This is a genomic window from Streptomyces sp. R818 (assembly GCF_056172735.1).
The window spans coordinates 349,617-375,154 of sequence record NZ_JAOCNE010000006.1; the positions used below are offsets into that span (position 1 = coordinate 349,617).

Below are 25,538 nucleotides of genomic sequence, written 5' to 3' on the forward strand. Positions count from 1 at the left end.
GTACGGCCCGTCCCTTGTGGTTGTCCACAGGCGGCGGGCCGCCTCTGTTGCCAGCCGTTAGTGTGGGGCCCCGTCCGAGACGCCACCGAGTCCCCAGCGGACACGGGCGTCCACCACAGTCCAGCGAACCGGGGCCCGTACCTCGATGTCCGTGCACAGCCATACGGCAGACCAGTTCGGTACTGCCGCCGCCACGTTCAACCCGGGGCACGCCACAGGGCTCGACCCGAGCGGCGCCCCCGAGTTCCCCCGGCATGTCGTCACCGCCGTGCTCGTCTCGCACGACGGCGCCCGCTGGCTGCCGTCGGTCCTGTCGGGCCTGCTCGGCCAGGAGCGCCCCGTGCAGAACGCGGTGGCGGCCGACACGGGCAGCGCCGACGACTCCGCGGCCCTCGTCGCGGGCGCCCTCGGTGACGAGCGCGTCCTGCACCTCGCGCGCCGCACCGGCTTCGGCCAGGCCGTCGAGGAGGCCGTGCGCGGCGCCGGTGTGCTCACCCCGGAAGAGCTGCCGTACCTGAAGCGGCCGAGCGGCTGGGACCCCGTCAGCCGCCAATGGCGCGATGACACCTACGACCTGCCCGAGCTGCCGCACGGCGAGCCCGAGCAGTGGCTGTGGCTGCTGCACGACGACTGCGCACCCGAACCCGACGCCCTCGCGCAGCTGTTGCGCGTCGTCGAGATGGAGCGCGAGGCCGGCTCCGACGTCGCGATCGTCGGCCCCAAACTGCGCGGCTGGTACGACCGCAGGCAGCTCCTGGAGGTCGGCGTCTCCATCGCCAACTCCGGGCGCCGCTGGACCGGTCTCGACCGTCGCGAGCAGGACCAGGGCCAGCACGACCACGTACGGCCCGTCCTGTCCGTCTCCACCGCCGGCATGCTGATCCGGCGCGACGTCTTCGAGCAGCTCGGCGGGTTCGACCGCAGGCTGCCGCTGATGCGCGACGACGTCGACCTGTGCTGGCGCGCCCAGGCCGCCGGACACCGCGTCGTCGTCGCCCCCGAGGCCGTCGTGCGGCACGCCGAGGCGTCCTCGCGCGAGCGCCGCACCGTCGACTGCGTCGGGCGCACGGCCTCCTCACCGCACAAGGTCGACAAGGCCGGTGCGGTGTACACACTGCTCGTCAACGCGCGCGGTGCGGTGCTGCCCTGGGTCCTGATCCGGCTCGTGCTCGGCACCCTGCTGCGCACGGTCGCGTACCTGGTCGGCAAGGTGCCCGGCCAGGCCTTCGACGAGATCACCGGCCTGCTGGCGACGCTCCTTCGGCCCGGGCGGATCCTCGCCGGGCGACGGCAGCGCGGCAAGGGCGTGGTCGACGCCAAGGAGCTGCGGCCCCTGTTCCCGCCGCCCGGCGCGACCGTACGGCTCACCGTCGAACAGGTCGCGGGCAACCTCTTCGACGGCGCCGACCCGGAGAGCTCCAACGCCGGACGCCACGGCGGCGGCGGACTCGAATCCGGGCCCGGCGACGACGACGACTTCATCCAGGTCGAGCAGTTCGCCCGGCTCAAGCGCATCGCCCGCAACCCCGGGCCGATGCTCTTCGTGGTGCTCCTGTTCGTCTCCCTCATCGCCTGCCGCGGCCTCCTCGGCAGCGGCGCGCTCGCGGGCGGCGCCCTGCTGCCCGCCCCCGGCGACGCCTCCGACCTGTGGTCCCGCTACCTCGACGCCTGGCACGCCACCAGTACGGGCTCCACCGAGGCGGCGCCCCCCTACCTCGCGGTCGTCGCCGCGCTCTCCACCGTGCTGCTCGGCTCGACGGGCCTCGCGATCACCGTGCTGCTCGTCGGCTCGGTACCGCTCGCCGGGTTCACCGCGTACTTCGCCTCAAGGCGGCTCGTCCAGTCCCGGCTCCTGCGCGCGTGGGCGGCCGTCGCCTACGCCTTCCTGCCCGCCGCCACCGGCGCCCTCGCGGGCGGCCGCGTCGGCACCGCCGTGCTCGTCATCCTGCTGCCGCTCATCGCACGCGCGGGCATGTCCGCCGCCGGTCTCATGAACGCCGGAGCCCGCGGCAGCTGGCGCGCGACCTGGGCGTACGCGCTGCTCCTCACCATCACCACGGCCTTCACGCCCATCGTCTGGCCGATCGCCCTCGTCCTCGGCCTCGCGCTCCTCGTCCTGCGCCGCCGCGAGATCACCGCGTACGGGCTCCGGTTCCTGGCCGCCCTCGGCACGCCACTGCTGCTGCTCGCGCCCTGGTCGCTGACGCTGCTGCCCCTCGGCTTCTTCGAGGAAGCGGGCCTGCCCTACGGGGAGTCCACCGGCACCGCGCTCAGCCTGCTCGGCGCCTCGCCCGGCGGCCCCGGCACCACCGGCAGCCTGCTGCTCATCGGCATCGTCCTGGCCGCGCTCGGCGCCCTCCTTCGCCAAGAGCGCCGCCTCGCGGTCCTCACGGCCTGGACCGTCGCCCTCGTAGCCCTCGTCTTCGCGGTCCTGTCGAACCAGTCGACGTGGGCCGGTCCCGCCACCCTCGTCTACGGCATCGCGCTTCTGGCCGCCGCCGCGCTCGGCGCCGACGGCGCGCGCTCGCGCGTGGCCGAGCAGAGCTTCGGCTGGCGCCAGCCGGTCGCCGCGCTCGTCGCGTTCGCCGCCGCCGCCGGTCCGCTGCTGCTCGCCGCGGGCTGGATGATCGCGGGGGCCGACGGGCCGCTGGAGCGCCGCGACCCGGTGCAGGTCCCGGCGTTCGTCGCCGAGGAAGCGGGCACCCGCGACCAGGCCCGCACCCTCGTCCTCGCCGGTTCCAGCAGCCAGGTCTCCTACTCGCTGGTCCGGGGCGCGGGCGCGCGCCTGGGCGACGGTGAGCTGACCGCCGCCGCGGGCGAGAACCGGAATCTCGACAAGGTCGTCTCCAATCTGGTCGCGGGCTCCGGCGCCGACCAGGCCGACCAGCTCGGCGGCTTCGCCGTCCGCTACGTCCTCGTACGGGACGGGGCGCCCCGCCAGATGAGCCGCGTCCTGGACGCGACGCCCGGCCTGACCCGGCTCAGCCAGCAGGACGGCACCGCCCTGTGGCGCGTCGACCGGCAGGTGGCCCGCGCGGTGGTCCTGCCGACGGCCGACACCGGCCCCACGGCCGAGCAGGCCAAGCCGCTCGCGGCGGGCCCGGTCGATCTGCACACCGAGCTGCCGAGCGGCGGCGAGGGGCGCGTGCTCCGCCTCGCCGACGAGGCCGCCGAGGGCTGGACCGCCACGCTCGACGGCAAGGCCCTGACGAAGACCACGGTCGACGGCTGGGCGCAGGGCTTCGAACTGCCCGCCTCGGGCGGCACCCTGGACGTCACCTACGACGCGCCGTTCACGCACACCGCCTGGTTGTGGGCACAGGGCGCGCTCGCCCTCGTCCTCGTCGTGCTCGCGCTGCCCGGACGCCGCAAGGACGTCGACGACGACCTCCCGGAGGAGCCGGTCGTGCCTGCCCAGGACGCGTCGGGCGAGGGCCGCAGGGCGCGCCGCCTGCGCGCGCAGGCGGAGGCCGAGCAGGCCGCCGCCGAGGAGGCCGGTGCCGACCAGGCCGCGGAGCCGTCCGGCGACGACTCCGTGCCGGTCCAGGAGACGGCCCCGAGCGCGGACATCCCGCAGCAGCCGCCGTACGGCGACTGGGAGCAGCCCGCCCACGCGGGCGACGCGTACGGCACGTACGCGCCGGACGACCAGCAGCAGTACCAGGGCGGCTACGGCTACGACCCGCAGTCGGCCGCCGCCTACCAGCACGACGCCTACCAGGCGGGCGCCTACGAGGCCGATCCCTACCAGGCGGATCCGTACCAGGCGGGCCAGTACGACCCGTACGCCTACGGGGGCACGTACGACGCACAGGGCCAGTACGACCAGACGTACGAGCAGCACGGCCACGGCCACGGCCACGGCACCGGTCATGACAACGGCCACAGCACCGGCACCGGCCACGACAACGGCCACGGTGCAGACAGTGAGCGCCCCGACGGGAGCCAGCAGTGAACCGCACGACCCTGTCCCTGATCGCCGCGGTGACGGCCCTGGCCGCCGTCACCGGGTTCGCCGCCACGACGTCCGGCGGCGCGGACGACGACGCTCCCGCCAAGGCGGCGGCCCTGCTGCCCGTCGAGCGCTCCAGCGTGCTGTGCCCGTCACCGGGCCTGTCCGATCTCGCGGAGACCGCCTACACGTCCTACACGCCGCCCTCCAAGGGCAGCGGCGGCGACAAGGCGGGCAAGGCGCAGCTGGTGCCCGCCGAGAGCGGCTCGGGCTCCACCGGGAGCGGCAAGGGCAAGGCGAAGGAGCCGAAGCCCGTCGCCGTCCCGAAGGAGCCGGGCACGCCCGCCGCCGGTGAGGCGTCCGGCGCCGACGCGCCCGCCGTGCTCGGCACCGCCGACGGCGCCCTCGCACCCGGCTGGACCGTGCAGCAGACCACCGAGGTCGCCGCCGGCACCGGCCGCGGCCTCGCCGGTCTCACCTGCTCCGCCCCGGACACCGACTTCTGGTTCCCCGGCGCGAGCACCGCGAAGGACCGCAGCGACTACATCCACCTCACCAACCCGGACGACGAGGCCGCCGTCGTCGACGTGCAGCTCTACGGGCCCGACGGCACCGTCAAGTCCGAGGTCGGCGAGGGCATCCAGGTCGGGCCGCACGCGAGCGTCCCGGTCCTGCTGTCGACGCTGACGGACAAGCCGTACACGAACCTGACCCTGCACGTGACCGCGCGCAGCGGCCGGATCGCCGCCGCCGTGTCGGCCGCCGACGACAAGCTGGGCGGCGACTGGCTGCCCGCCGCCGCCGACCCGGCGGCCTCCCTGGTCATCCCCGGCATCCCGAAGGACGCCACGAGCGTGCGCCTGGTCGCCTTCGCGCCGGGCCAGGACGACGCCGACCTGAAGATCCAGCTCGCCACCTCCACCGGAAAGATCGCGCCCGCCGGGAACGACACCCTGCACGTGAAGTCCGGCATGACGGCCGCCGCCGACCTCGGCGCCCTGACGCGCGGCGACGCGGGCTCGCTGCTCCTGTCGCCGACGGACGCCTCCGTGCCGGTCGTGGCCGCGCTGCGCGTCGTGCGCGGCAAGGGCGCCGACCAGGAGACCGCGTTCATCCCCGCCACGCGCGACATCGGCGCGCGCGCCACGGTCGCCGACAACCGCGCCAAGGGCTCCACGCTCGCCCTGATCGCGCCCGGCGCCACCGGCAAGGTGAAGGTCACCGCGTCCGCCGGAGCCGGGGGCGGCACTGCGACCAGCAAGGAGTACACGGTCAAGGCCGGTACGACGCTGTCGGTCCCCGCGCCGGTCCCGGACGGCCTCAAGGGCGCGTACGCGCTCACGGTGGAGCCGGTGTCCGGCGGCAAGGTCTACGGCTCGCGGATGCTGGAGGAGAAGCGGGACGGCGTCCCCGCGTTCACCGTCCAGACGCTCCCGGACGACCGGGGAACGGTGTCCGTGCCGGAGTCGGGCGAGGATCTGTCGATCCTGCAGAAGTAGCGCCTTCCCGCAGAGGCAGCGCCTTGCGGGCGGGGTCTCTCGGACCACTACGCGCGCGTGGTCGTCTTCTACGCGCGCGTAGTCACTCCTCGCCGTCCTCGTAGCGGGGATCGACGGTCTCGGGGGTGATCCCCAGGACCTCGGCGACCTGTTCCACCACCACGTCGTGGATCAGGGCGGCCCGCTCGTCGCGCCCCTTGGTGCGGATCTCCACGGGGCGCCGGTAGACGACCACGCGCGCGGGCGTCCCGTCCCGCGCGGGGATCATCCCGCCGAGCGGCACGGTGTCGGCGCCCCACGCCTCGTCCTCGGCGGTGAGCCGGGGCACCTCCAGGATCAGGAAGTCGACGTCGGAAAGCTGCGGCCAGCGCCGCTCCAGACGCTCCACGGAGTCCTGCACGAGGTCCGCGAAGACCTCGGCGCGGCTCGCCGACAGCGGCACCTGCGGCGGCGCGACGGGCCCGCGCATACCGCGGCCGTGCCGGTCGCGTCGGCGGGCCGGGCGCGGCTCGGCGGGGGAGCGCGGCGGTACCTGCCCGTCGGGCGGGAGCGGGTTCTCGGCGTTGGCGGGCCTTTCCATCACCGACGCAGCGTAGTCCTCCCGCGCGTCGGGGGAGGGGCGGCTCCGCACCGGACGCCGCATGTCGTCAGCCGTGCGCCCGCATGTCGGTTCCTGACCGATCAAGCCAAACTTGGGCCTGATTCCGCTTCTCTCCCGGACCGTTGATCTCGTGACAATTGAAGCTATTTGCCCCGAGTGGTGACCGCTTTCAACTGTCCGGCGGCTTACGGGGCCCAGGGTCGACGCAGGTCAAAAGCGGGCCCCGACGGGCCGGTGTGGGCCATCTCACGCCACGACACGGTGGGGTGACCTCGGGGAGAGTCGTCGCGGCCCGCTCAGGAGTGCGGTACCGTCCAACGTCGTGAGCCCTGTACGTCGCTGTTCGCGCACCGCTTGCGGCCGTCCCGCCGTCGCGACGCTGACGTACGTCTACGCCGACTCGACCGCGGTCCTCGGCCCCCTCGCCACCTACGCCGAACCCCACTGCTACGACCTGTGCGCCGAGCACTCCGAGCGGCTCACCGCGCCGCGCGGCTGGGAGGTCGTCCGGCTCACCGACGGCAGCGCCCCGGCCCGCCCGAGCGGCGACGACCTGGAGGCCCTGGCCAACGCCGTGCGCGAGGCGGCTCGCCCGCAGGAGCGTGCGGCCGGTGCGGGCGGTTCCGGGGGACGGCACGCGGACCCGATGGAGGTCGCCCGCCGCGGCCACCTCCGCGTCCTGCGCTCGCCCGACAACTGACGGCCGCCGACGGCCGCTTTCTACCAAAGGCCGTTTTCCGCCTACAGCCGCTTTCGGCCGACTGAGCCGCCTTCACGGGATCTTCGCCGTCGCACGCGTTGACCCGTGATCGTCGCGGACACGACGATTCCGCCACCCGTACCCCACGGACCGGGATCCCGGAGGCGCTCGTGTTCGTCCAGCAACTGGAGCCCGTAAGCGGCTCGCTCGGCCTGTCCGCCCTCGTCGCCGCGCTGCCCCTCGTCACCGTCCTCGTCCTGCTCGGCGCCGTCCGCATGAAGGCGCACCGCGCGGGCCTGATCGGCCTCGGCGTCGCCGCCCTGGTCGCCTGGCTCGTCTACGACATGCCGCTCGGCCAGACCGCGTCGAGCGCCGCGCAAGGAGCGCTGTTCGGGCTCTTCCCCATCATGTGGATCGTCGTCAACGCGCTGTGGGTCTACCGGATGACCGTCCGCACCCGGCACTTCGACATCCTGCGCCGCTCGTTCGGGCGCCTCTCCGACGACCCGCGCATCCAGGCGCTCGTCATCGCGTTCTGCTTCGGCGCGCTCCTGGAGGCGCTCGCCGGGTTCGGGGCGCCGGTCGCCATCTGCTCCGTCATGCTCGTCGCGCTCGGCTTCGACCCGGTCAAGGCCGCGGTCGTCTCCCTGGTCGCCAACACGGCGCCCGTCGCCTTCGGCGCCATGGGCACCCCCGTCGTCACCCTCGCCCAGGTCACCGGCCTCCCGCTGGACTCCGTCGCCTCCGTCGTCGGCCGCCAGACACCGCTGCTCGCTCTCGTCGTGCCCCTGGTCCTCATCGGCCTGGTCGACGGCAGGCGCGGGCTGCGCGAGACGTGGGCGCCCGCCCTGGCGTGCGGAGTCGCCTTCGCCGTCGTCCAGTTCGCCGCCTCCAACTACGTCTCCGCCCAACTCGCCGACATCGGCGCCGCCCTGGCCGGCGCGGGCGCCCTCGTCGCCGTCCCCAGCGCGCGCAGGCCCGCCGCCGAACCCGTCCGCGCCGCCGTCCTCACCGGCGTACGCAGCGAGGACCTCGACGAGGAGGACCCCCGCCGCGAAGTGCTGCGCGCCTACGCCCCGTACGCGCTGATCGTCGCCGTCTTCTCCGTGGCCCAGATCCCGGCCGTCAAGGACTGGCTGGCGAAGGCGAGCCAGACCTTCGACTGGCCCTTCCTGAACGTGGCCGCCCCGGACGGCGAACCGGTCAGCGGCAACGTCTTCACGCTCCCGCTCGTCTCCACCGGAGGCACGCTCGTGCTGCTCGCCGGGGTCTGCACGGCGGTCGTCCTCGGCGTGCACGCGCGCGTGGCGGCCCGCGAATGGCTGGGCACGGTGCACGAGTTGCGGTTCGCGATCCTCACCGTCACGAGCGTCCTCGCGCTCGCCTACGTCATGAACCTGTCCGGACAGGCCGCCACCATCGGCCACTTCGTGGCGGCCGCGGGCGCGGGACTCGCCTTCCTCTCGCCGGTCCTGGGCTGGTTCGGCGTCGCGGTGTCCGGCTCCGACACGTCCGCGAACGCACTCTTCGGCGCTCTCCAGGTCACCGCTGCCCAGCAGTCGGGTCTATCGCCCGAGCTGCTCGCGGCCGCGAACAGCTCCGGCGGCGTCCTCGGCAAGATGATCTCGCCGCAGAACCTGACCATCGCGTGCGCGGCCGTCGGCCTTGCAGGCCGGGAAGGCGACTTGCTCCGCAAGGTGCTGCCGTGGAGCCTCGCGCTGCTCCTGGTGATGTGTCTGATCGTGTTCGCGCAGAGCACGTTCGTCCTGTCGTGGATGCTGCCGTGACCGGTGCACCAACCTCCGCGTGCGGTGCGCTGTCTGTCCGACCAGGTACTTTATGGGCCCATTGGTTTGTGCGTCCGAAGAGGACACTCCAGGAGGGCTGGTCCGGCCGTGGCTGCTGATCTGTCGCAGATCGTGAAGGCGTACGACGTGCGAGGCGTGGTCCCGGACCAGTGGGACGAGGAGCTCGCCGCACTCTTCGGCGCCGCGTTCGTCCGCGTGACCGACGCGACGGCGATCGTCGTCGGGCACGACATGCGCCCCTCCTCGCCCGGCCTCACGCGCGCCTTCGCACGCGGCGCGGCCGCCCTCGGCGCGGACGTCACCGAGATCGGCCTGTGCTCCACCGACCAGCTGTACTACGCCTCGGGCGCGCTCCAGCTGCCCGGCGCGATGTTCACCGCGTCGCACAACCCCGCGCAGTACAACGGCATCAAGCTGTGCCGGGCCGGGGCCGCCCCGGTCGGCCAGGACACGGGTCTGGCCGAGATCCGGCGGCTGGCGGAGGAGTGGAGCGAGACGGGCGCGCCCGAGCCCGCGGCGACCGTGACACCGGGAACCATCACGCAGCGTGACACGTTGACGGATTACGCGGCGCACCTGCGCGGCCTGGTCGACCTCACCTCCATCCGCCCCCTGAAGGTCGTGGTCGACGCGGGCAACGGCATGGGCGGCCACACGGTCCCGACGGTCTTCGAGGGCCTCCCGCTCGAAGTGATCCCCATGTACTTCGAACTGGACGGTACGTTCCCCCACCACGAGGCCAACCCGCTGGACCCGGCGAACATCGTCGACCTCCAGGCCCGCGTCCGCGCCGAGGGCGCCGACCTCGGCCTCGCCTTCGACGGCGACGCGGACCGCTGCTTCGTCGTCGACGAGAACGGCGACCCGGTCTCCCCGTCCGCCATCACCGCCCTGGTCGCCTCCCGCGAACTGGCGAGGAACGGCGGCTCGGGCACGATCATCCACAACCTGATCACGTCCTGGTCGGTGCCGGAGGTCGTGAAGGAGAACGGCGGCACGCCCGTACGCACCCGCGTCGGCCACTCCTTCATCAAGCAGGAGATGGCCACCAGCGGCGCGATCTTCGGCGGCGAGCACTCCGCGCACTACTACTTCCGCGACTTCTGGAACGCCGACACGGGCATGCTCGCCGCCCTCCACGTCCTCGCGGCCCTGGGCGGCCAGGACGGCCCCCTCTCCGCCCTGGTCTCCTCCTACGACCGCTACGTCGGCTCCGGCGAGATCAACTCCACGGTCGCCGACCAGGCGGAGCGCCTGGCCGCGCTCAAGTCCACCTACGGCACCCGCCCCGACCTCACCCTCGACGAACTCGACGGCCTCACCATCACGGCCGCCGACTGGTGGTTCAACGTCCGCCCCTCCAACACGGAGCCCTTGCTCCGCCTCAACGCGGAGGCCCGTGACCGGGGGACGATGGAGAGGGTGCGGGACGAGGTACTGACGTTGATCAGGTCGTAGCGGCGCTTGACGCGGGACGACTTCTGCCGAACTGTCTTGACCCCGCCGCAGCCTGGCCGGGGCGGCTTCCGCCGGGCCGGAGCGACCCCGCCTTGGTCCCGAGGGGACTTTCGCCGAGCGGGGCCAACCCCCTCAAGCCTGTCCGGCGTTTGAGGACGAGCCTTCAGGGCGATGCCCACGGAGGGCTGGGCCGCGCTTCGCCGGACGAGGGCGACCCCCTCAAGCCTGTCCGGCGCTTGAGGACGAGCTTCAGGGCGATGCCCACGGAGGGCTGGGCCGCGCTTCGCCGGACGAGGGCAGCCCCCTCAAGCCTGTCCGGCGCTTGAGGACGAGCCTTTCAGGCGATCACTGCGGGGGGCTCGAGGCGCGCTTCGCCGGACTGGTCGGATCCCGCGCCCCGGCTCGGGGCTGGCCCGAATCCCCTTCGCCGAGCGGGGGCGACTCCCTCCAAGCCCGTCCGGCGCTTGAGGACGAGCCCTCCAGCCGACCCCCGGGCCAGCCGAAACCCGCCGAACCCCGACCACGGGGGACCCGCGCCAGGCCCCCGGCCCACCAATCCGCCCAACCCCAACGCAGCGCTACGCTGAACGCAACACGCCCCGAACCCGCACCCCGAAGGGACCCTCATGCCGCTCGAAGCCGGCCTCCTGGAGATCCTCGCCTGCCCGGCCTGCCACGCCCCGCTCAAGGAGGCCGACGCCGAGCTGGTCTGCACCGGCACGGAGTGCGGCCTGGCCTACCCGGTCCGCGACGGCATCCCCGTCCTCCTGGTCGACGAGGCCCGCCGCCCCGCGTAACCGTCCCGCGAGCAGGAGGCCCGACCCGATGTTCGACGAAACGCTCCTGGACGACGCGGAGGCGCTGGCCAGGGCCGACCGCCGTGGCCTGTTGCGCGGCGCGGCCGAGGCGGGCGCCCGCGTCCGCACGGCGGCCCGGCACGCGGCCGAGGCCGGGATAAACGACCTCAAGCCGGACGGCCGCCCGCGCGCCGTACTGATCGCGGGCCCCGGCACCGCGGCCACCGGCGTAGCCGAGTTGCTCGGCCGCCTGGCGGGCGCGGCGTGCCCGGTGATCCGCCTGCGCCCCACCGGCGTGGCCCCGGCCGCGGGAGCCCTGCGCTGGGAGCTGCCCGGCTGGGCGGGCTCGGTCGACCTGCTCCTGATCGCGTCCCCGACCGGCACGGAGCCCAGCCTCTCCCTCCTGGTCGAACAGGCGTACAGGCGCGGCGTCACGGTCGTCGCCGTCTGCCCCAAGGGCGCCCCTCTGACGGAGTCGGTCGCGGGCGCGCACGGCCTGTTCGTGCCGATGGCGACCTCCCCGTACGACCAGGACGAACTGGTCGCGGCCTCGGCGCCGGGCATGCTCTGGTCCCTGCTGACCCCGCTCCTCGCGCTCCTCGACCGTACGGGCCTGCTGGCCGCGCCCGCGGAGACGCTGGAGAAGGTCGCGGACCGCTTGGACCGCACCGCGGAACGCTGCGGCCCGGCGATCGCGACCTACAGCAACCCGGCGAAGACGCTCGCCTCCGAACTCGCCGAGGCGCTCCCGCTGATCTGGACGGAGGGCGCCGCCGCGGGCCCGGCGGGCCGCCGTTTCGCCGCCGCGCTCGCCGAACTGGCCGGCCGTCCCGCGCTCGCGGCGGACCTGCCCGAGGCGCTGCCCGCGCATGGCGCGCTCCTGACCAGCGACCTCGCCGCGGGCTCCGACCCCGACGACTTCTTCCGCGACCGCGTCGAGGAGGGCCAGGCACTGCGCGCCCGCGTCGTCCTGCTCCGTGACCGCCCCGCCGACGGCCTCTCCGCCGCGGTCGCCGCCCGCGAACTGGCCCTGTCCCACGACACGGCGATCAGCGAGCTGGAACCCGAGGAGGGCACGGACCTGGAAACGCTGGCGGAACTGATCGCGGTAACGGACTTCGCGGCGATCTACTTGGGCCTGGCCTCAAGCACCTGACACGACCACCCGCAAACCACGCCCCGCCAACCCGGGCAAGCCCCCGACCACACCCGATCAAGCCGAGTCGACCACCGGCCTCACTCGGCCGACCAGGCCGAGCCACGGCCGCCCCCCGGCCGACTCGCGGCCGGTCCCGGACCACACCCAGCCAACCCGGGCCGGGTCACGGACCACGCCCGGCCAACTCGGGGCCGGCCACGGACCACGCCCGACCAAAGCGGGCCTGTCACGGACCACCCCGGCCACCCCGGGGCAATCACCGGCGAGACCGGCCAACCCAGGCCGGCCACCGCCCGACCAACCCGGGCCGAACAGGCCACCAGCATCCCCGGCCAGCCAACCGGCTGGGCCCCCGGCCACACCCGGGCCGGCCACACCCGATCAACCCCGGGCTGGCCACACCCGGCGAGGCCAGCCAACCCAGGTCGGCCACTGCCCGACCAACCCGGGCCGGACAGGTCACCAGCATCCCCGGCCAACCGGCTGGGCCCCCGGCCGCACTCGGCCGCCCCCGGGTCGGCCACCACCGGCGAGGCCGGCCAACCCAGGTCGGCCACTGCCCGGCCAACCGGCCACCCGAAATCGGCCACCGACCACGCCCGATCAACCGGGACGGTCGTAGGTCATCGCTAACAACCGGGACGGTCGTGGGCCACCAGGACCAACCCCGACCGCCCACCCCGGCCGCCCCGGGTCGTCCACCAACCACAATCAACTAACCGGGATGGTCGTAGGCCACCTCGACCATCCCGGGCGGCTAACAGGCCTACCCCGACCCACCCCGAGATCGGCCCCCGAGCCCCCCGCCCACCCCGGGCCTGACAGACCACCGGCACCCCGCCCAACCGCCACGCCCACCCCGGCCCTGACAGACCACCAGCACCGAGCCCAACCGCCCCGCCCACCCCGGGCCAGCCAACCCAAAACACCCCGCCCAACCGCCCCGCCCACCCGAAAAGCCCCCGCACAAAACACCCGCCGTAAACCCCCGCCCACCGGAGAAGCCCCCAGATGGACGCCCTGACCAACACCATCCGCCCCTACGCCTGGGGCTCCACCACCGCCATCCCGCACCTCCTCGGCACCGAGCCGACCGGCGAACCGCAGGCCGAGATGTGGATGGGCGCTCACCCGGGCGCACCGTCGCAGACCGCGCGCGGCCCCCTCGACAAGGTCATCGCCGACGATCCGAAGGCCACCCTCGGCGAGGCGGCAGCCGAAAAGTTCGGCCCGCGCCTGCCGTTCCTGCTGAAGCTCCTCGCCGCGGGCGCGCCCCTGTCCCTGCAGGTCCACCCCGACCTCGTACAGGCGAAGGAGGGCTACGCGGCAGAAGAGGCGAAAGGCGTCCCGGTCACCGCTCCCGACCGCAACTACAAGGACGCCAACCACAAGCCGGAACTGATCTGCGCCCTCACCGAGTTCGACGGCCTCTGCGGCTTCCGCACCCCGGAGGAGGCGGCCCGGCTCCTCGAAGGCCTCGGCGTCGACAGCCTGAAGCCGTACGTCGACCTCCTGCGCGCGCACCCCGAGGAGGCCGCGCTGCGCGAGGTCCTCACCGCCGTCCTCAGCGCGGACCGCGACGAGATGACCCGCACGGTCGCCGACGCCACGGCCGCCGCCCAGCGCATCGGCGGCGCCTACGAGCCCTACGCGGGCATCGCCCACCACTACCCCGGCGACCCGGGCGTCATCGCCGCGATGCTGCTCAACCACGTACGGCTGCAGCCGGGCGAGGCCCTGTTCCTCGGCGCGGGCGTCCCGCACGCCTACCTGAACGGCCTCGGCGTCGAGATCATGGCCAATTCCGACAACGTCCTGCGCTGCGGCCTCACCCCCAAGCACGTGGACGTCCCCGAACTGCTCCGCATCGTCCGCTTCGAGGCCACCGACCCCGGCGTCCTGCGCCCGGAGGCCGGCGCCGACGGCGAAGAGGTCTACGACACCCCGATCGACGAGTTCCGCCTCTCCCGCTTCGTGCTCCCGGAGGCCGCCCCCGCCCACGACCTGACGGCCACCACCCCGCAGATCCTGCTCTGCACGGCCGGCACGGTCCGCGCGGGCGACCTGACCCTCGCCCCCGGCCACTCCGCCTTCGTCCCGGCGGGCGAAAAGGCCGAAGTGTCCGGACCCGGCACCGTCTTCCGCGCGACCGTCGTGGCCTGACCCCCGCCCCTCCCGTCCCGTGCTGCAACAATGACCCACCGCAAAGAGCGGGCAAAGCAGCACCACATGTCACAGCACCACATGTCACAGCAGCACGGGACGTACGAAGGGACACCGGGAACAACATGAGTGCTTCAGGCGGAGCAAAGGCGATCGTGGCGGCGCTCGCCGCCAACCTCGCCATCGCGGTATCGAAGTTCGTGGCGTTCCTCTTCAGCGGCTCGTCCTCGATGCTCGCCGAATCGGTCCACTCCCTCGCCGACTCCGGCAACCAGTTCCTGCTGCTCATCGGCGGCAAGAAGGCCCAGCGCGAGGCGACCCCGCAACACCCCTTCGGCTACGGCCGCGAGCGCTACATCTACGCCTTCCTCGTCTCGATCGTCCTCTTCTCCGTCGGCGGCATGTTCGCCGTCTACGAGGGCTACGAGAAGATCAAGCACCCGCACGACCTCGAACACTGGTACTGGCCGGTCGGCGTCCTCGTCTTCGCGATCATCGCCGAGGGCTTCTCCTTCCGCACGGCCATCAAGGAGTCGAACGCCCTGCGCGGAAAGCTCTCGTGGGGCCAGTTCATCAAGCGCGCCAAGGCCCCTGAGCTGCCCGTCGTCCTCCTCGAGGACTTCGGCGCGCTGATCGGTCTCGTCCTCGCCCTGTTCGGCGTCGGCCTCACCCTCGCCACCGGCGAAGGCGTCTGGGACGGCATCGGCACCCTCTGCATCGGCCTCCTCCTCATCGCCATCGCGATCGTCCTCGCCCTGGAGACCAAGTCGCTCCTGCTCGGCGAGGCGGCGGGCACCGACGAGGTCCGCAAGATCGAGGAGGCGGTCGTCGACGGCGACACCGTCACCGGCCTCATCCACATGCGCACCCTCCACCTGGGCCCCGAGGAGCTGCTCGTCGCCGCGAAGATCGCCGTCCGGCACGACGACACCGCCGCCGAGGTCGCCCGCGCCATAGACGCCGCCGAGGCCCGCATCCGTGCCGCCGTCCCGATCGCCCGCGTCATCTACCTCGAACCCGACATCTACAGCGAGGCCGAGGCCGCCAAGGGCCCCGACCGCGAGGCGATGCCGGGCGGCCCGACCCCGGCCCCGGAACACTGATCCCACCCCTCCGTCCGACGGCTTCCGGCCACGCCCCGCCCCCGACTCGACGGAGAGGGGGTGGGTCGGGCTGGGCCGATCGGTGTAGATTCGTAACGAGCCAGACGTCGCTGCTGATGGCGGTCGGGCAACCCGCGCGACGGGTCGTCCGAGGGAGAGAGGGCCTCCGACGGACTGCGCTGCGAGCGCTAGGGAACACCTGGGTCCCGTCAGGGAACACTTGTGTCCCACCAGCGGACCCACGGGTCCGTCGGCGCCGCAGACCAGCCATGCGCGTTCCCGATCCCGGGCATGCGCACCAAGCCCACCTCGACCATCTGCAACTGCACCGAGGAGCAGCTCACCTATGACTTCTGTCGCCGCCCGACAGGACCAGGACTTCAAGGTCGCCGATCTCTCGCTCGCCGAGTTCGGCCGCAAGGAGATCACCCTCGCCGAGCACGAAATGCCCGGCCTGATGTCGATCCGCAAGGAGTACGCCGACGCGCAGCCGCTGGCCGGCGCCCGCGTCACCGGCTCCCTGCACATGACGGTCCAGACGGCCGTCCTCATCGAGACCCTCGTCGCCCTCGGCGCCGAGGTCCGCTGGGCGTCCTGCAACATCTTCTCCACCCAGGACCACGCCGCCGCGGCCATCGCCGTCGGCCCGAACGGCACCCCGGACAACCCCCAGGGCGTCCCGGTCTTCGCCTGGAAGGGCGAGACGCTCGAGGAGTACTGGTGGTGCACTGAGCAGGCGCTGACCTGGCCGAACACCCCCACCGGCGGCCCGAACATGATCCTGGACGACGGTGGCGACGCCACCCTCCTCGTCCACAAGGGTGTCGAGTACGAGAAGGACGGCAAGGTCCCCTCGGTCGACACCGCCGAGAACGACGAGCACCGCGTCATCCTCGAACTCCTGAACCGCACAATCTCGGACGGTTCGCAGAAGTGGACCCAGCTCGCCTCGGAGATCCGCGGCGTGACGGAGGAGACCACGACGGGTGTCCACCGCCTGTACGAGATGCAGCGTGAAGGCACTCTCCTGTTCCCCGCGATCAATGTGAACGACGCGGTGACGAAGTCGAAGTTCGACAACAAGTACGGCTGCCGCCACTCCCTGGTCGACGGCATCAACCGCGCCACCGACGTCCTGATCGGCGGCAAGACCGCGGTCGTCTGCGGTTACGGTGACGTGGGCAAGGGCTGTGCGGAGTCGCTGCGCGGCCAGGGCGCCCGCGTGATCATCACGGAGATCGACCCGATCTGCGCGCTGCAGGCGGCGATGGACGGCTACCAGGTCACCACGCTCGACGAGGTGATCGACAAGGCGGACATCTTCGTCACCACGACCGGCAACAAGGACATCATCATGGCGAGCGACATGGCCAAGATGAAGCACCAGGCGATCGTCGGGAACATCGGCCACTTCGACAACGAGATCGACATGGCCGGTCTCGCGAAGATCGACGGCATCGTCAAGGACGAGGTCAAGCCGCAAGTCCACACGTGGACGTTCCCCGACGGCAAGGTCATCATCGTCCTGTCCGAGGGCCGCCTGCTGAACCTGGGCAACGCGACCGGTCACCCGTCCTTCGTGATGTCCAACTCCTTCGCGGACCAGACGCTGGCCCAGATCGAGCTGTTCACGAAGCAGTCGGAGTACCCGACCGACGTCTACGTCCTGCCCAAGCACCTGGACGAGAAGGTCGCCCGCCTCCACCTGGACTCGCTCGGCGTGAAGCTGACGACGCTCCGCCCGGAGCAGGCCGCGTACATCGGCGTCGAGGTCGAGGGCCCGTACAAGTCGGACCACTACCGCTACTGAGCCACTGACACCGGGCACCACGGCCATGCCGGTCGCGCGCACGGACTGACAGGACAGGCCCCCGCACCCCCGTGCCGGGGGCCTGTCCCGTATCCCGCGCCCAGCCGGTACGGCCCGTCACAGCCGCCAGCCGTCACGATCCCTGAAGGACCCCGCGCACCCCATGCCCCGCGGCCGATATTCGCTTCACGATCCGCACGATCACACCCCCCTCGGTGACGAGCACTTCCACTGCGCCCCCGGCCCTTCCGGCTGGCGCTACGTGGCCCAGCGGACCACCCCCTCCGGCGATCACGCCGGCTCGATCGACCTGGCCCTCGACGAGCTCGGCCGCCCCATCCGTCTCGAAGTGAACGCCGCGAGCTGGCAGGTGCGAGGAGCCGCCATCGACGGCGTGACCTGGGTACGTACCGACCCCACCGGCGCCCACGCCACCGAAGGGAACGCACCCGCTCATGCCTTCACCGGCACGTCCCCCGCGTTCCTCGTCGCCACCACGCGACTGCTGAACCTCACCCCCGCTTCCCCCTCGGCCCGCGTACGCCTGGTCGCCCTGACGGACCCGGTCCTGGCACCCCGCACCCTGGACCAGTCCTGGACTCTGCTGAACAGCGAAGCACACGCCACTGACAACGGCCCCCTCGTCGTGGACGCGTACCAGGTCACGGCCCTGGACACGGGCGAGCAGCACACCGTCCACATCAGCGGCGACGTGGTCCTGGCCGCGCCGGGCGTCGAGCTGGAGGATCTGGAGACACCGCCGTCGGCGTTCGGCTGACGCGGAGGCCCGCAGCCGTCAGGAGGGCGGGGCGAACCCGGTGGCCGACGGCGGCTCGGGCTTCCGGAAGTCCGGCGCGGGCTGCTCAGAAGGCGGGGAGGGCGGCAAGGGCGGCGAGGGCGGGGAGGGCGGCGAGGCGGGCGCGGCCGCAGCCGCCGAACCGAACTGCTGGGGCCCAGGCGCGGGGGCAGGCACGGGCATAGGCACAGGCATAGGCGCGGGCATCGGCGCCGACGCGGGCGGAGCGTAAGCCGCACCCTGCCCACTGGGGCCCGAGCCGAAGGCCCGTCGCACTTCACGCGACTGCCGCTCGTGCATCACCGCCGCCAGGAACGCCGCGGGCGGCACATCGCGCGGCGCGGGCGCACCCGTGTGCGCGGCCAGGTCCCCGGCGAGCCGCTCGGCCATGCCGTACCCGATCTGCGGATCGAGCTGCCCCATCCGCGTCAGGTACTGCCGCACGGCGAGCCACAGCCCTTCGGGCACCGCCGACAGGTCCAGCTGCGCGAACCGCCCCACCAGCCACGGCGGCGGAGGCGGCACGACCGCCGCCTGCCCCGCCGGCACCCGCTCGCGCACGACGAGCGTCCCCGCGAACACGTCGCCGACCCGCCGCCCGCGCGCGGAGACGAGCGAGGCGATGCACGCGACGACCCCGAACGTCATCAGGATCTCCACCACGCCGACGGCCCCCCGCACCAGCGCGTGCCGGAACCGGACCGGCCCCCCGTCGTCCCGCACCACCCGCAGCCCGCACGCGAGCTTCCCGAGCGACCGCCCATGGCTCAGCGTCTCCACGGCGATCGGCACACCGACGAGGACCAGCAGGAACAAGGCCACAGAAAGGGCCGCCGAGGCCGCGTCGTCCATCGACCCGGTCGCGGCGACCACGCCTATGGTCACCGCGATGTAGACGGCGAACGCCACCACCAGATCGATGAGCACAGCGAGCGCACGGCTCGGCAGCTTCGCGGGCCGCAGCTCCAACGCCACTGCCTCGCCCGTCACCAGCTCACTCACGCCGGCCACCCACCCTTCCCTGACCTGCCTCCGGAACCGCCAGTCTGCCAAGCTGAGGGCAGAACGCGCCGCACAGGTGCCGCTATAAGCGAGGAGCAGCAGACCGGATGGACCTCGACGTCTTCGTGTCCGCCCACCGCGCCGAGTGGGACCGCCTGGACGCGCTGCTGCGCCGCCGACGCCGCCTCACCGGCACAGAAGCGGACGAACTGGTGTCCCTCTACCAGCGCACGGCCACCCATCTCTCGCTCATCCAGTCGAGCGCCCCCGACCCGAGGATCATCGGCCGCCTGACCCAACTCGTGGCACGCGCGCGTAGCGCCGTGACCGGCACGCGCCGCGCCTCCTGGCGCGACGTCACCCGCTTCCTCACCCACGGCTTCCCCGCAGCGGTCTACAGGGCACGCCACTGGTGGGTGCCCGTGGCGCTGATATCCACGGCGACAGCCGCCCTGATCGGCTGGTGGATAGGCACCCACCCCGACGTGCAGGCCTCCATCGCCGCCCCGTCCGAACTCCGCGAGATGACCCGTCCGGGCGGTCAGTACGAGACGTACTACTCGAGCCACCCGGCCACGTCCTTCGCGGCCCAGGTGTGGACGAACAATGCGCAGGCCGCAGCGGTGTGCCTGGTCCTCGGCGTCTTCCTGGGCCTGCCGGTCCTGTGGATCCTCTTCCAGAACATGCTCAACGTCGGCGTCGGCATAGGCCTGATGACCTCCGCGGGCCGGCTCGACACCTTCCTCGGCCTGATCCTCCCGCACGGCCTCCTCGAACTGACCGCGGTCTTCGTGGCCGCAGGTACCGGCCTGCGCCTCGGCTGGACCGTCATCGACCCCGGCCCGCGCACGCGCAGGACGGCCCTCGCTGAAGAGGGCCGCGCAGCAATCGGCATGGCCATCGGCATGGCTCTGATCCTCTTCGTCTCCGGCGCGATCGAAGGCTTCGTCACCCCGTCGGGCTTGCCGACATGGGCCCGCATCGGCATCGGCATCGCCGCCGAGCTTGCTTTCCTCATCTACGTGTACGTCCTCGGCGGCCGTGCGGCGCGAGCAGGGGAAACCGGTGACCTGGAGACAGCGGAACGCAGCGCGGCCGTGCCGACCGCTGCGTGATGTGCATACGGCTCATCTGACCTGCTAGTCTCCTCTTCGCCCCGGAAAAACCGTTGACACGGTCAGACCAGGGAGGTAGATTCGAACAGTTGCCCCGAGCTCGACAAGACTCGATCGCAACCGTTAGCATCTATCGCGCTTCACGAAATAACATTCTTCGAGAAGCCCCCCGCTTATTCAGAGGAAAAGCAGCCGGTCAGTCCGGCCGAAAACCTCTGATAAAGTCGGAACCGCCGAAAGGCAAAGGCCCTCCAACGGCCACCGGAAATGAACTCCGAAACCGGAAACGGAACGGAAAACGGATCTGGTAAGGTTGGAAACGCAAGATCGAAGGGAAGCGCCCGGAGGAAAGCCGCGAGAGAGTCTCTCGGGTGAGTACAAAGGAAGCGTCCGTTCCTTGAGAACTCAACAGCGTGCCAAAAGTCAACGCCAGATATGTTGATTACCCCGTCTCCGGCCGTCATCTGATGGTTGGGACGAGGTTCCTTTGAAACAAAACACAGCGAGGACGCTGTGACCGGACGGGACTATTCCTCCCGCCCGGTCCGCTCTCGTGGTGTCACCCCGAGTACGGGGAAACATTCACGGAGAGTTTGATCCTGGCTCAGGACGAACGCTGGCGGCGTGCTTAACACATGCAAGTCGAACGATGAACCACTTCGGTGGGGATTAGTGGCGAACGGGTGAGTAACACGTGGGCAATCTGCCCTTCACTCTGGGACAAGCCCTGGAAACGGGGTCTAATACCGGATAACACTTCCGTCCTCCTGGACGGTGGTTAAAAGCTCCGGCGGTGAAGGATGAGCCCGCGGCCTATCAGCTTGTTGGTGAGGTAATGGCTCACCAAGGCGACGACGGGTAGCCGGCCTGAGAGGGCGACCGGCCACACTGGGACTGAGACACGGCCCAGACTCCTACGGGAGGCAGCAGTGGGGAATATTGCACAATGGGCGAAAGCCTGATGCAGCGACGCCGCGTGAGGGATGACGGCCTTCGGGTTGTAAACCTCTTTCAGCAGGGAAGAAGCGAAAGTGACGGTACCTGCAGAAGAAGCGCCGGCTAACTACGTGCCAGCAGCCGCGGTAATACGTAGGGCGCAAGCGTTGTCCGGAATTATTGGGCGTAAAGAGCTCGTAGGCGGCTTGTCACGTCGGTTGTGAAAGCCCGGGGCTTAACCCCGGGTCTGCAGTCGATACGGGCAGGCTAGAGTGTGGTAGGGGAGATCGGAATTCCTGGTGTAGCGGTGAAATGCGCAGATATCAGGAGGAACACCGGTGGCGAAGGCGGATCTCTGGGCCATTACTGACGCTGAGGAGCGAAAGCGTGGGGAGCGAACAGGATTAGATACCCTGGTAGTCCACGCCGTAAACGGTGGGAACTAGGTGTTGGCGACATTCCACGTCGTCGGTGCCGCAGCTAACGCATTAAGTTCCCCGCCTGGGGAGTACGGCCGCAAGGCTAAAACTCAAAGGAATTGACGGGGGCCCGCACAAGCAGCGGAGCATGTGGCTTAATTCGACGCAACGCGAAGAACCTTACCAAGGCTTGACATACACCGGAAAACCCTGGAGACAGGGTCCCCCTTGTGGTCGGTGTACAGGTGGTGCATGGCTGTCGTCAGCTCGTGTCGTGAGATGTTGGGTTAAGTCCCGCAACGAGCGCAACCCTTGTTCTGTGTTGCCAGCATGCCCTTCGGGGTGATGGGGACTCACAGGAGACCGCCGGGGTCAACTCGGAGGAAGGTGGGGACGACGTCAAGTCATCATGCCCCTTATGTCTTGGGCTGCACACGTGCTACAATGGCCGATACAATGAGCTGCGATACCGCAAGGTGGAGCGAATCTCAAAAAGTCGGTCTCAGTTCGGATTGGGGTCTGCAACTCGACCCCATGAAGTTGGAGTTGCTAGTAATCGCAGATCAGCATTGCTGCGGTGAATACGTTCCCGGGCCTTGTACACACCGCCCGTCACGTCACGAAAGTCGGTAACACCCGAAGCCGGTGGCCCAACCCCTTGTGGGAGGGAGCTGTCGAAGGTGGGACTGGCGATTGGGACGAAGTCGTAACAAGGTAGCCGTACCGGAAGGTGCGGCTGGATCACCTCCTTTCTAAGGAGCATCTAGGCCGCCAAGCTTGCTTGGTGGTCCAGGGCCATAACGTCGGCAAACGTTCGACGGTGGTTGCTCATGGGTGGAACGTTGACTATTCGGCACACCTGACCTGCTCTGGTCGCGAGTACTGCTTCGGCGTGGAAAGTGAACCAGTGAGGTGAGGGTGTCGGGCACGCTGTTGGGTATCTGAGGGTACGGACTTGTTCCCGACCTCAATGCCGGCCCCGGTGAAGATCTGCGTGAGCGGGTTGTGACGGGTGGTTGGTCGTTGTTTGAGAACTGCACAGTGGACGCGAGCATCTGTGGCCAAGTTTTTAAGGGCGCACGGTGGATGCCTTGGCACCAGGAACCGATGAAGGACGTGGGAGGCCACGATAGTCCCCGGGGAGTCGTCAACCAGGCTTTGATCCGGGGGTTTCCGAATGGGGAAACCCGGCAGTCGTCATGGGCTGTCACCCGCTGCTGAACACATAGGCAGTGTGGAGGGAACGCGGGGAAGTGAAACATCTCAGTACCCGCAGGAAGAGAAAACAACCGTGATTCCGGGAGTAGTGGCGAGCGAAACTGGATGAGGCCAAACCTACGACGTGTGAGACCCGGCAGGGGTTGCGTCGTGGGGGTTGTGGGATCTCTCTTTCACAGTCTGCCGGCTGTGAGACGAGTCAGAAACCGTTGATGTAGGCGAAGGACATGCGAAAGGTCCGGCGTAGAGGGTAAGACCCCCGTAGTCGAAACGTCAGCGGCTCGTTTGAGAGACACCCAAGTAGCACGGGGCCCGAGAAATCCCGTGTGAATCTGGCGGGACCACCCGTTAAGCCTAAATATTCCCTGGTGACCGATAGCGGATAGTACCGTGAGGGAATGGTGAAAAGTACCGCGGGAGCGGAGTGAAATAGTACCTGAAACCGTGTGCCTACAAGCCGTGGGAGCGTCGCGCAAGGAACTTGTTCCTTGCGTCGTGACTGCGTGCCTTTTGAAGAATGAGCCTGCGAGTTTGCGGTGTGTTGCGAGGTTAACCCGTGTGGGGAAGCCGTAGCGAAAGCGAGTCCGAACAGGGCGACATAGTAGCGCGCTCAAGACCCGAAGCGGAGTGATCTAGCCATGGGCAGGTTGAAGCGGAGGTAAGACTTCGTGGAGGACCGAACCCACCAGGGTTGAAAACCTGGGGGATGACCTGTGGTTAGGGGTGAAAGGCCAATCAAACTCCGTGATAGCTGGTTCTCCCCGAAATGCATTTAGGTGCAGCGTCGTGTGTTTCTTGCCGGAGGTAGAGCACTGGATAGGCGATGGGCCCTACCGGGTTACTGACCTTAGCCAAACTCCGAATGCCGGTAAGTGAGAGCGCGGCAGTGAGACTGTGGGGGATAAGCTCCATGGTCGAGAGGGAAACAGCCCAGAGCATCGACTAAGGCCCCTAAGCGTACGCTAAGTGGGAAAGGATGTGGAGTCGCACAGACAACCAGGAGGTTGGCTTAGAAGCAGCCACCCTTGAAAGAGTGCGTAATAGCTCACTGGTCTAGTGATTCCGCGCCGACAATGTAGCGGGGCTCAAGCGTACCGCCGAAGTCGTGTCATTCATGCAACAGCCCCAACGGGTGTATGGATGGGTAGGGGAGCGTCGTGTGCCGGGTGAAGCCGCAGCGGAAGCTAGTGGTGGACGGTTCACGAGTGAGAATGCAGGCATGAGTAGCGATACACACGTGAGAAACGTGTGCGCCGATTGACTAAGGGTTCCTGGGTCAAGCTGATCTGCCCAGGGTAAGTCGGGACCTAAGGCGAGGCCGACAGGCGTAGTCGATGGATAACCGGTTGATATTCCGGTACCCGCTGTGAAGCGTCAAACATCGAATCCAGTGATGCTAAGGCCGTGAAGCCGTTCCGGACCCTTCGGGGAAGGAAAGTGGTGGAGCCGCCGGCCCGATCTGGTAGTAGGTGAGTGATGGGGTGACGCAGGAAGGTAGTCCAGCCCGGGCGGTGGTTGTCCCGGGGTAAGGGTGTAGGCCGTGCGGTAGGTAAATCCGTCGCACATCAAGGCTGAGACCTGATGCCGAGCCGATTGTGGTGAAGTGGATGATCCTATGCTGTCGAGAAAAGCCTCTAGCGAGTTTCATGGCGGCCCGTACCCTAAACCGACTCAGGTGGTCAGGTAGAGAATACCGAGGCGTTCGGGTGAACTATGGTTAAGGAACTCGGCAAAATGCCCCCGTAACTTCGGGAGAAGGGGGGCCATCACCGGTGATGAGTCTTGCACTCTGAGCTGGGGGTGGCCGCAGAGACCAGCGAGAAGCGACTGTTTACTAAAAACACAGGTCCGTGCGAAGCCGTAAGGCGATGTATACGGACTGACGCCTGCCCGGTGCTGGAACGTTAAGGGGACCGGTTAGTGCACTTTCGGGTGTGCGAAGCTGAGAACTTAAGCGCCAGTAAACGGCGGTGGTAACTATAACCATCCTAAGGTAGCGAAATTCCTTGTCGGGTAAGTTCCGACCTGCACGAATGGCGTAACGACTTCTCGACTGTCTCAACCATAGGCCCGGTGAAATTGCACTACGAGTAAAGATGCTCGTTTCGCGCAGCAGGACGGAAAGACCCCGGGACCTTTACTACAGTTTGATATTGGTGTTCGGTTCGGCTTGTGTAGGATAGGTGGGAGACTGTGAACTCTGGACGCCAGTTCAGGGGGAGTCGTCGTTGAAATACCACTCTGGTCGTGCTGGATGTCTAACCTGGGTCCGTGATCCGGATCAGGGACAGTGTCTGATGGGTAGTTTAACTGGGGCGGTTGCCTCCTAAAGAGTAACGGAGGCGCCCAAAGGTTCCCTCAGCCTGGTTGGTAATCAGGTGTTGAGTGTAAGTGCACAAGGGAGCTTGACTGTGAGACCGACGGGTCGAGCAGGGACGAAAGTCGGGACTAGTGATCCGGCGGTGGCTTGTGGAAGCGCCGTCGCTCAACGGATAAAAGGTACCCCGGGGATAACAGGCTGATCTTCCCCAAGAGTCCATATCGACGGGATGGTTTGGCACCTCGATGTCGGCTCGTCGCATCCTGGGGCTGGAGTCGGTCCCAAGGGTTGGGCTGTTCGCCCATTAAAGCGGTACGCGAGCTGGGTTTAGAACGTCGTGAGACAGTTCGGTCCCTATCCGCTGTGCGCGTAGGAGTCTTGAGAAGGGCTGTCCCTAGTACGAGAGGACCGGGACGGACGAACCTCTGGTGTGCCAGTTGTCCTGCCAAGGGCATGGCTGGTTGGCTACGTTCGGAAAGGATAACCGCTGAAAGCATCTAAGCGGGAAGCCTGCTTCGAGATGAGGACTCCCACCCCCTTTGAGGGGTTAAGGCTCCCAGTAGACGACTGGGTTGATAGGCCAGATCTGGAAGCCCGGTAACGGGTGGAGGTGACTGGTACTAATAGGCCGAGGGCTTGTCCTCAGTTGCTCGCGTCCACTGTGTTGGTTCTGAAACCACGA

The 25,538-nt window shown here is 69.4% G+C and carries 14 protein-coding genes and 2 rRNA genes; 14 read left to right on the forward strand and 2 right to left on the reverse strand.

Going from position 1 to position 25,538, the window contains the following annotated elements; all coding sequences use genetic code 11:
• The first annotated feature begins 145 nt into the window (after window positions 1-145).
• Both N5I75_RS17955 and N5I75_RS17960 read left to right on the forward strand, forming a co-directional pair.
• Window positions 146-3,955: a glycosyltransferase family 2 protein gene (locus N5I75_RS17955; RefSeq protein WP_476678724.1), complete on the forward strand. Its 3,810-nt coding sequence runs from the start codon at window positions 146-148 to the stop codon at window positions 3,953-3,955.
• The gene (locus tag N5I75_RS17960; protein WP_476678726.1) at window positions 3,952-5,451 is read left to right on the forward strand and encodes a DUF5719 family protein; all 1,500 of its coding nucleotides are present in this window, start codon (window positions 3,952-3,954) and stop codon (window positions 5,449-5,451) included. Before N5I75_RS17955 ends, N5I75_RS17960 begins: the two co-directional genes overlap by 4 nt.
• 82 nt (window positions 5,452-5,533) lie before the next feature.
• On the opposite strand, the gene N5I75_RS17965 is transcribed toward N5I75_RS17960, so the two are convergent.
• Window positions 5,534-6,031 (reverse strand): metallopeptidase family protein, encoded by a 498-nt coding sequence (locus tag N5I75_RS17965; RefSeq protein ID WP_476679531.1) that lies wholly within the window; start codon window positions 6,029-6,031, stop codon window positions 5,534-5,536.
• 343 nt (window positions 6,032-6,374) lie between these two features.
• On the opposite strand from N5I75_RS17965, the gene N5I75_RS17970 reads away from it, so the two are divergent.
• The 9 genes from N5I75_RS17970 to N5I75_RS18010 all read left to right on the forward strand — a co-directional run bounded on the left by N5I75_RS17970 (window position 6,375) and on the right by N5I75_RS18010 (window position 17,828).
• Entirely contained in the window at window positions 6,375-6,752 is a 378-nt protein-coding gene (locus tag N5I75_RS17970) for a DUF3499 domain-containing protein (RefSeq protein WP_394431349.1), read from the forward strand.
• Window positions 6,753-6,922: 170 nt separating this feature from the next.
• Complete coding sequence (locus N5I75_RS17975; RefSeq protein ID WP_476678728.1) at window positions 6,923-8,539, forward strand: L-lactate permease; 1,617 nt, start codon at window positions 6,923-6,925, stop codon at window positions 8,537-8,539.
• A 108-nt stretch (window positions 8,540-8,647) separates the two neighbouring features.
• Window positions 8,648-10,018 carry a phosphomannomutase/phosphoglucomutase gene (locus tag N5I75_RS17980; RefSeq protein WP_476678730.1) on the forward strand — a complete coding sequence of 457 codons (1,371 nt, stop codon included), beginning with the start codon at window positions 8,648-8,650 and terminating at the stop codon, window positions 10,016-10,018.
• 626 nt (window positions 10,019-10,644) lie between these two features.
• A complete protein-coding gene (locus N5I75_RS17985; RefSeq protein WP_361071626.1) occupies window positions 10,645-10,815 on the forward strand; it encodes a Trm112 family protein in 171 nt (56 codons plus the stop codon).
• 28 nt (window positions 10,816-10,843) lie between these two features.
• Entirely contained in the window at window positions 10,844-11,971 is a 1,128-nt protein-coding gene (locus tag N5I75_RS17990) for an SIS domain-containing protein (protein WP_476678732.1), read from the forward strand.
• Window positions 11,972-12,985: 1,014 nt separating this feature from the next.
• Entirely contained in the window at window positions 12,986-14,137 is a 1,152-nt protein-coding gene (gene manA / locus N5I75_RS17995) for a mannose-6-phosphate isomerase, class I (RefSeq protein ID WP_476678734.1), read from the forward strand.
• A gap of 125 nt (window positions 14,138-14,262) precedes the next feature.
• On the forward strand, window positions 14,263-15,240 hold the full coding sequence (locus N5I75_RS18000) for a cation diffusion facilitator family transporter (RefSeq protein WP_476678736.1): 978 nt from the start codon (window positions 14,263-14,265) through the stop codon (window positions 15,238-15,240).
• 346 nt (window positions 15,241-15,586) lie between these two features.
• Complete coding sequence (gene ahcY, locus N5I75_RS18005; RefSeq protein ID WP_476678738.1) at window positions 15,587-17,050, forward strand: adenosylhomocysteinase; 1,464 nt, start codon at window positions 15,587-15,589, stop codon at window positions 17,048-17,050.
• A 163-nt stretch (window positions 17,051-17,213) separates the two neighbouring features.
• Window positions 17,214-17,828 carry a hypothetical protein gene (locus tag N5I75_RS18010; protein WP_476678740.1) on the forward strand — a complete coding sequence of 205 codons (615 nt, stop codon included), beginning with the start codon at window positions 17,214-17,216 and terminating at the stop codon, window positions 17,826-17,828.
• An 18-nt stretch (window positions 17,829-17,846) separates the two neighbouring features.
• On the opposite strand, the gene N5I75_RS18015 is transcribed toward N5I75_RS18010, so the two are convergent.
• Window positions 17,847-18,848, reverse strand: coding sequence for an RDD family protein (locus N5I75_RS18015; protein ID WP_476679532.1), 1,002 nt, complete (start codon window positions 18,846-18,848; stop codon window positions 17,847-17,849).
• Between the two features lie 107 nt (window positions 18,849-18,955).
• Here N5I75_RS18015 and N5I75_RS18020 point away from each other — a divergent pair, with 107 nt between their 5' ends.
• The 3 genes from N5I75_RS18020 to N5I75_RS18030 all read left to right on the forward strand — a co-directional run bounded on the left by N5I75_RS18020 (window position 18,956) and on the right by N5I75_RS18030 (window position 25,500).
• A complete protein-coding gene (locus N5I75_RS18020) occupies window positions 18,956-19,963 on the forward strand; it encodes a stage II sporulation protein M (protein ID WP_476678741.1) in 1,008 nt (335 codons plus the stop codon).
• A gap of 581 nt (window positions 19,964-20,544) precedes the next feature.
• Window positions 20,545-22,070 (forward strand): 16S ribosomal RNA (locus N5I75_RS18025).
• A 307-nt stretch (window positions 22,071-22,377) separates the two neighbouring features.
• Window positions 22,378-25,500, forward strand: a 23S ribosomal RNA gene (locus N5I75_RS18030).
• The 16S and 23S rRNA genes sit together here, the layout of an rRNA operon.
• Window positions 25,501-25,538: the final 38 nt, after the last annotated feature.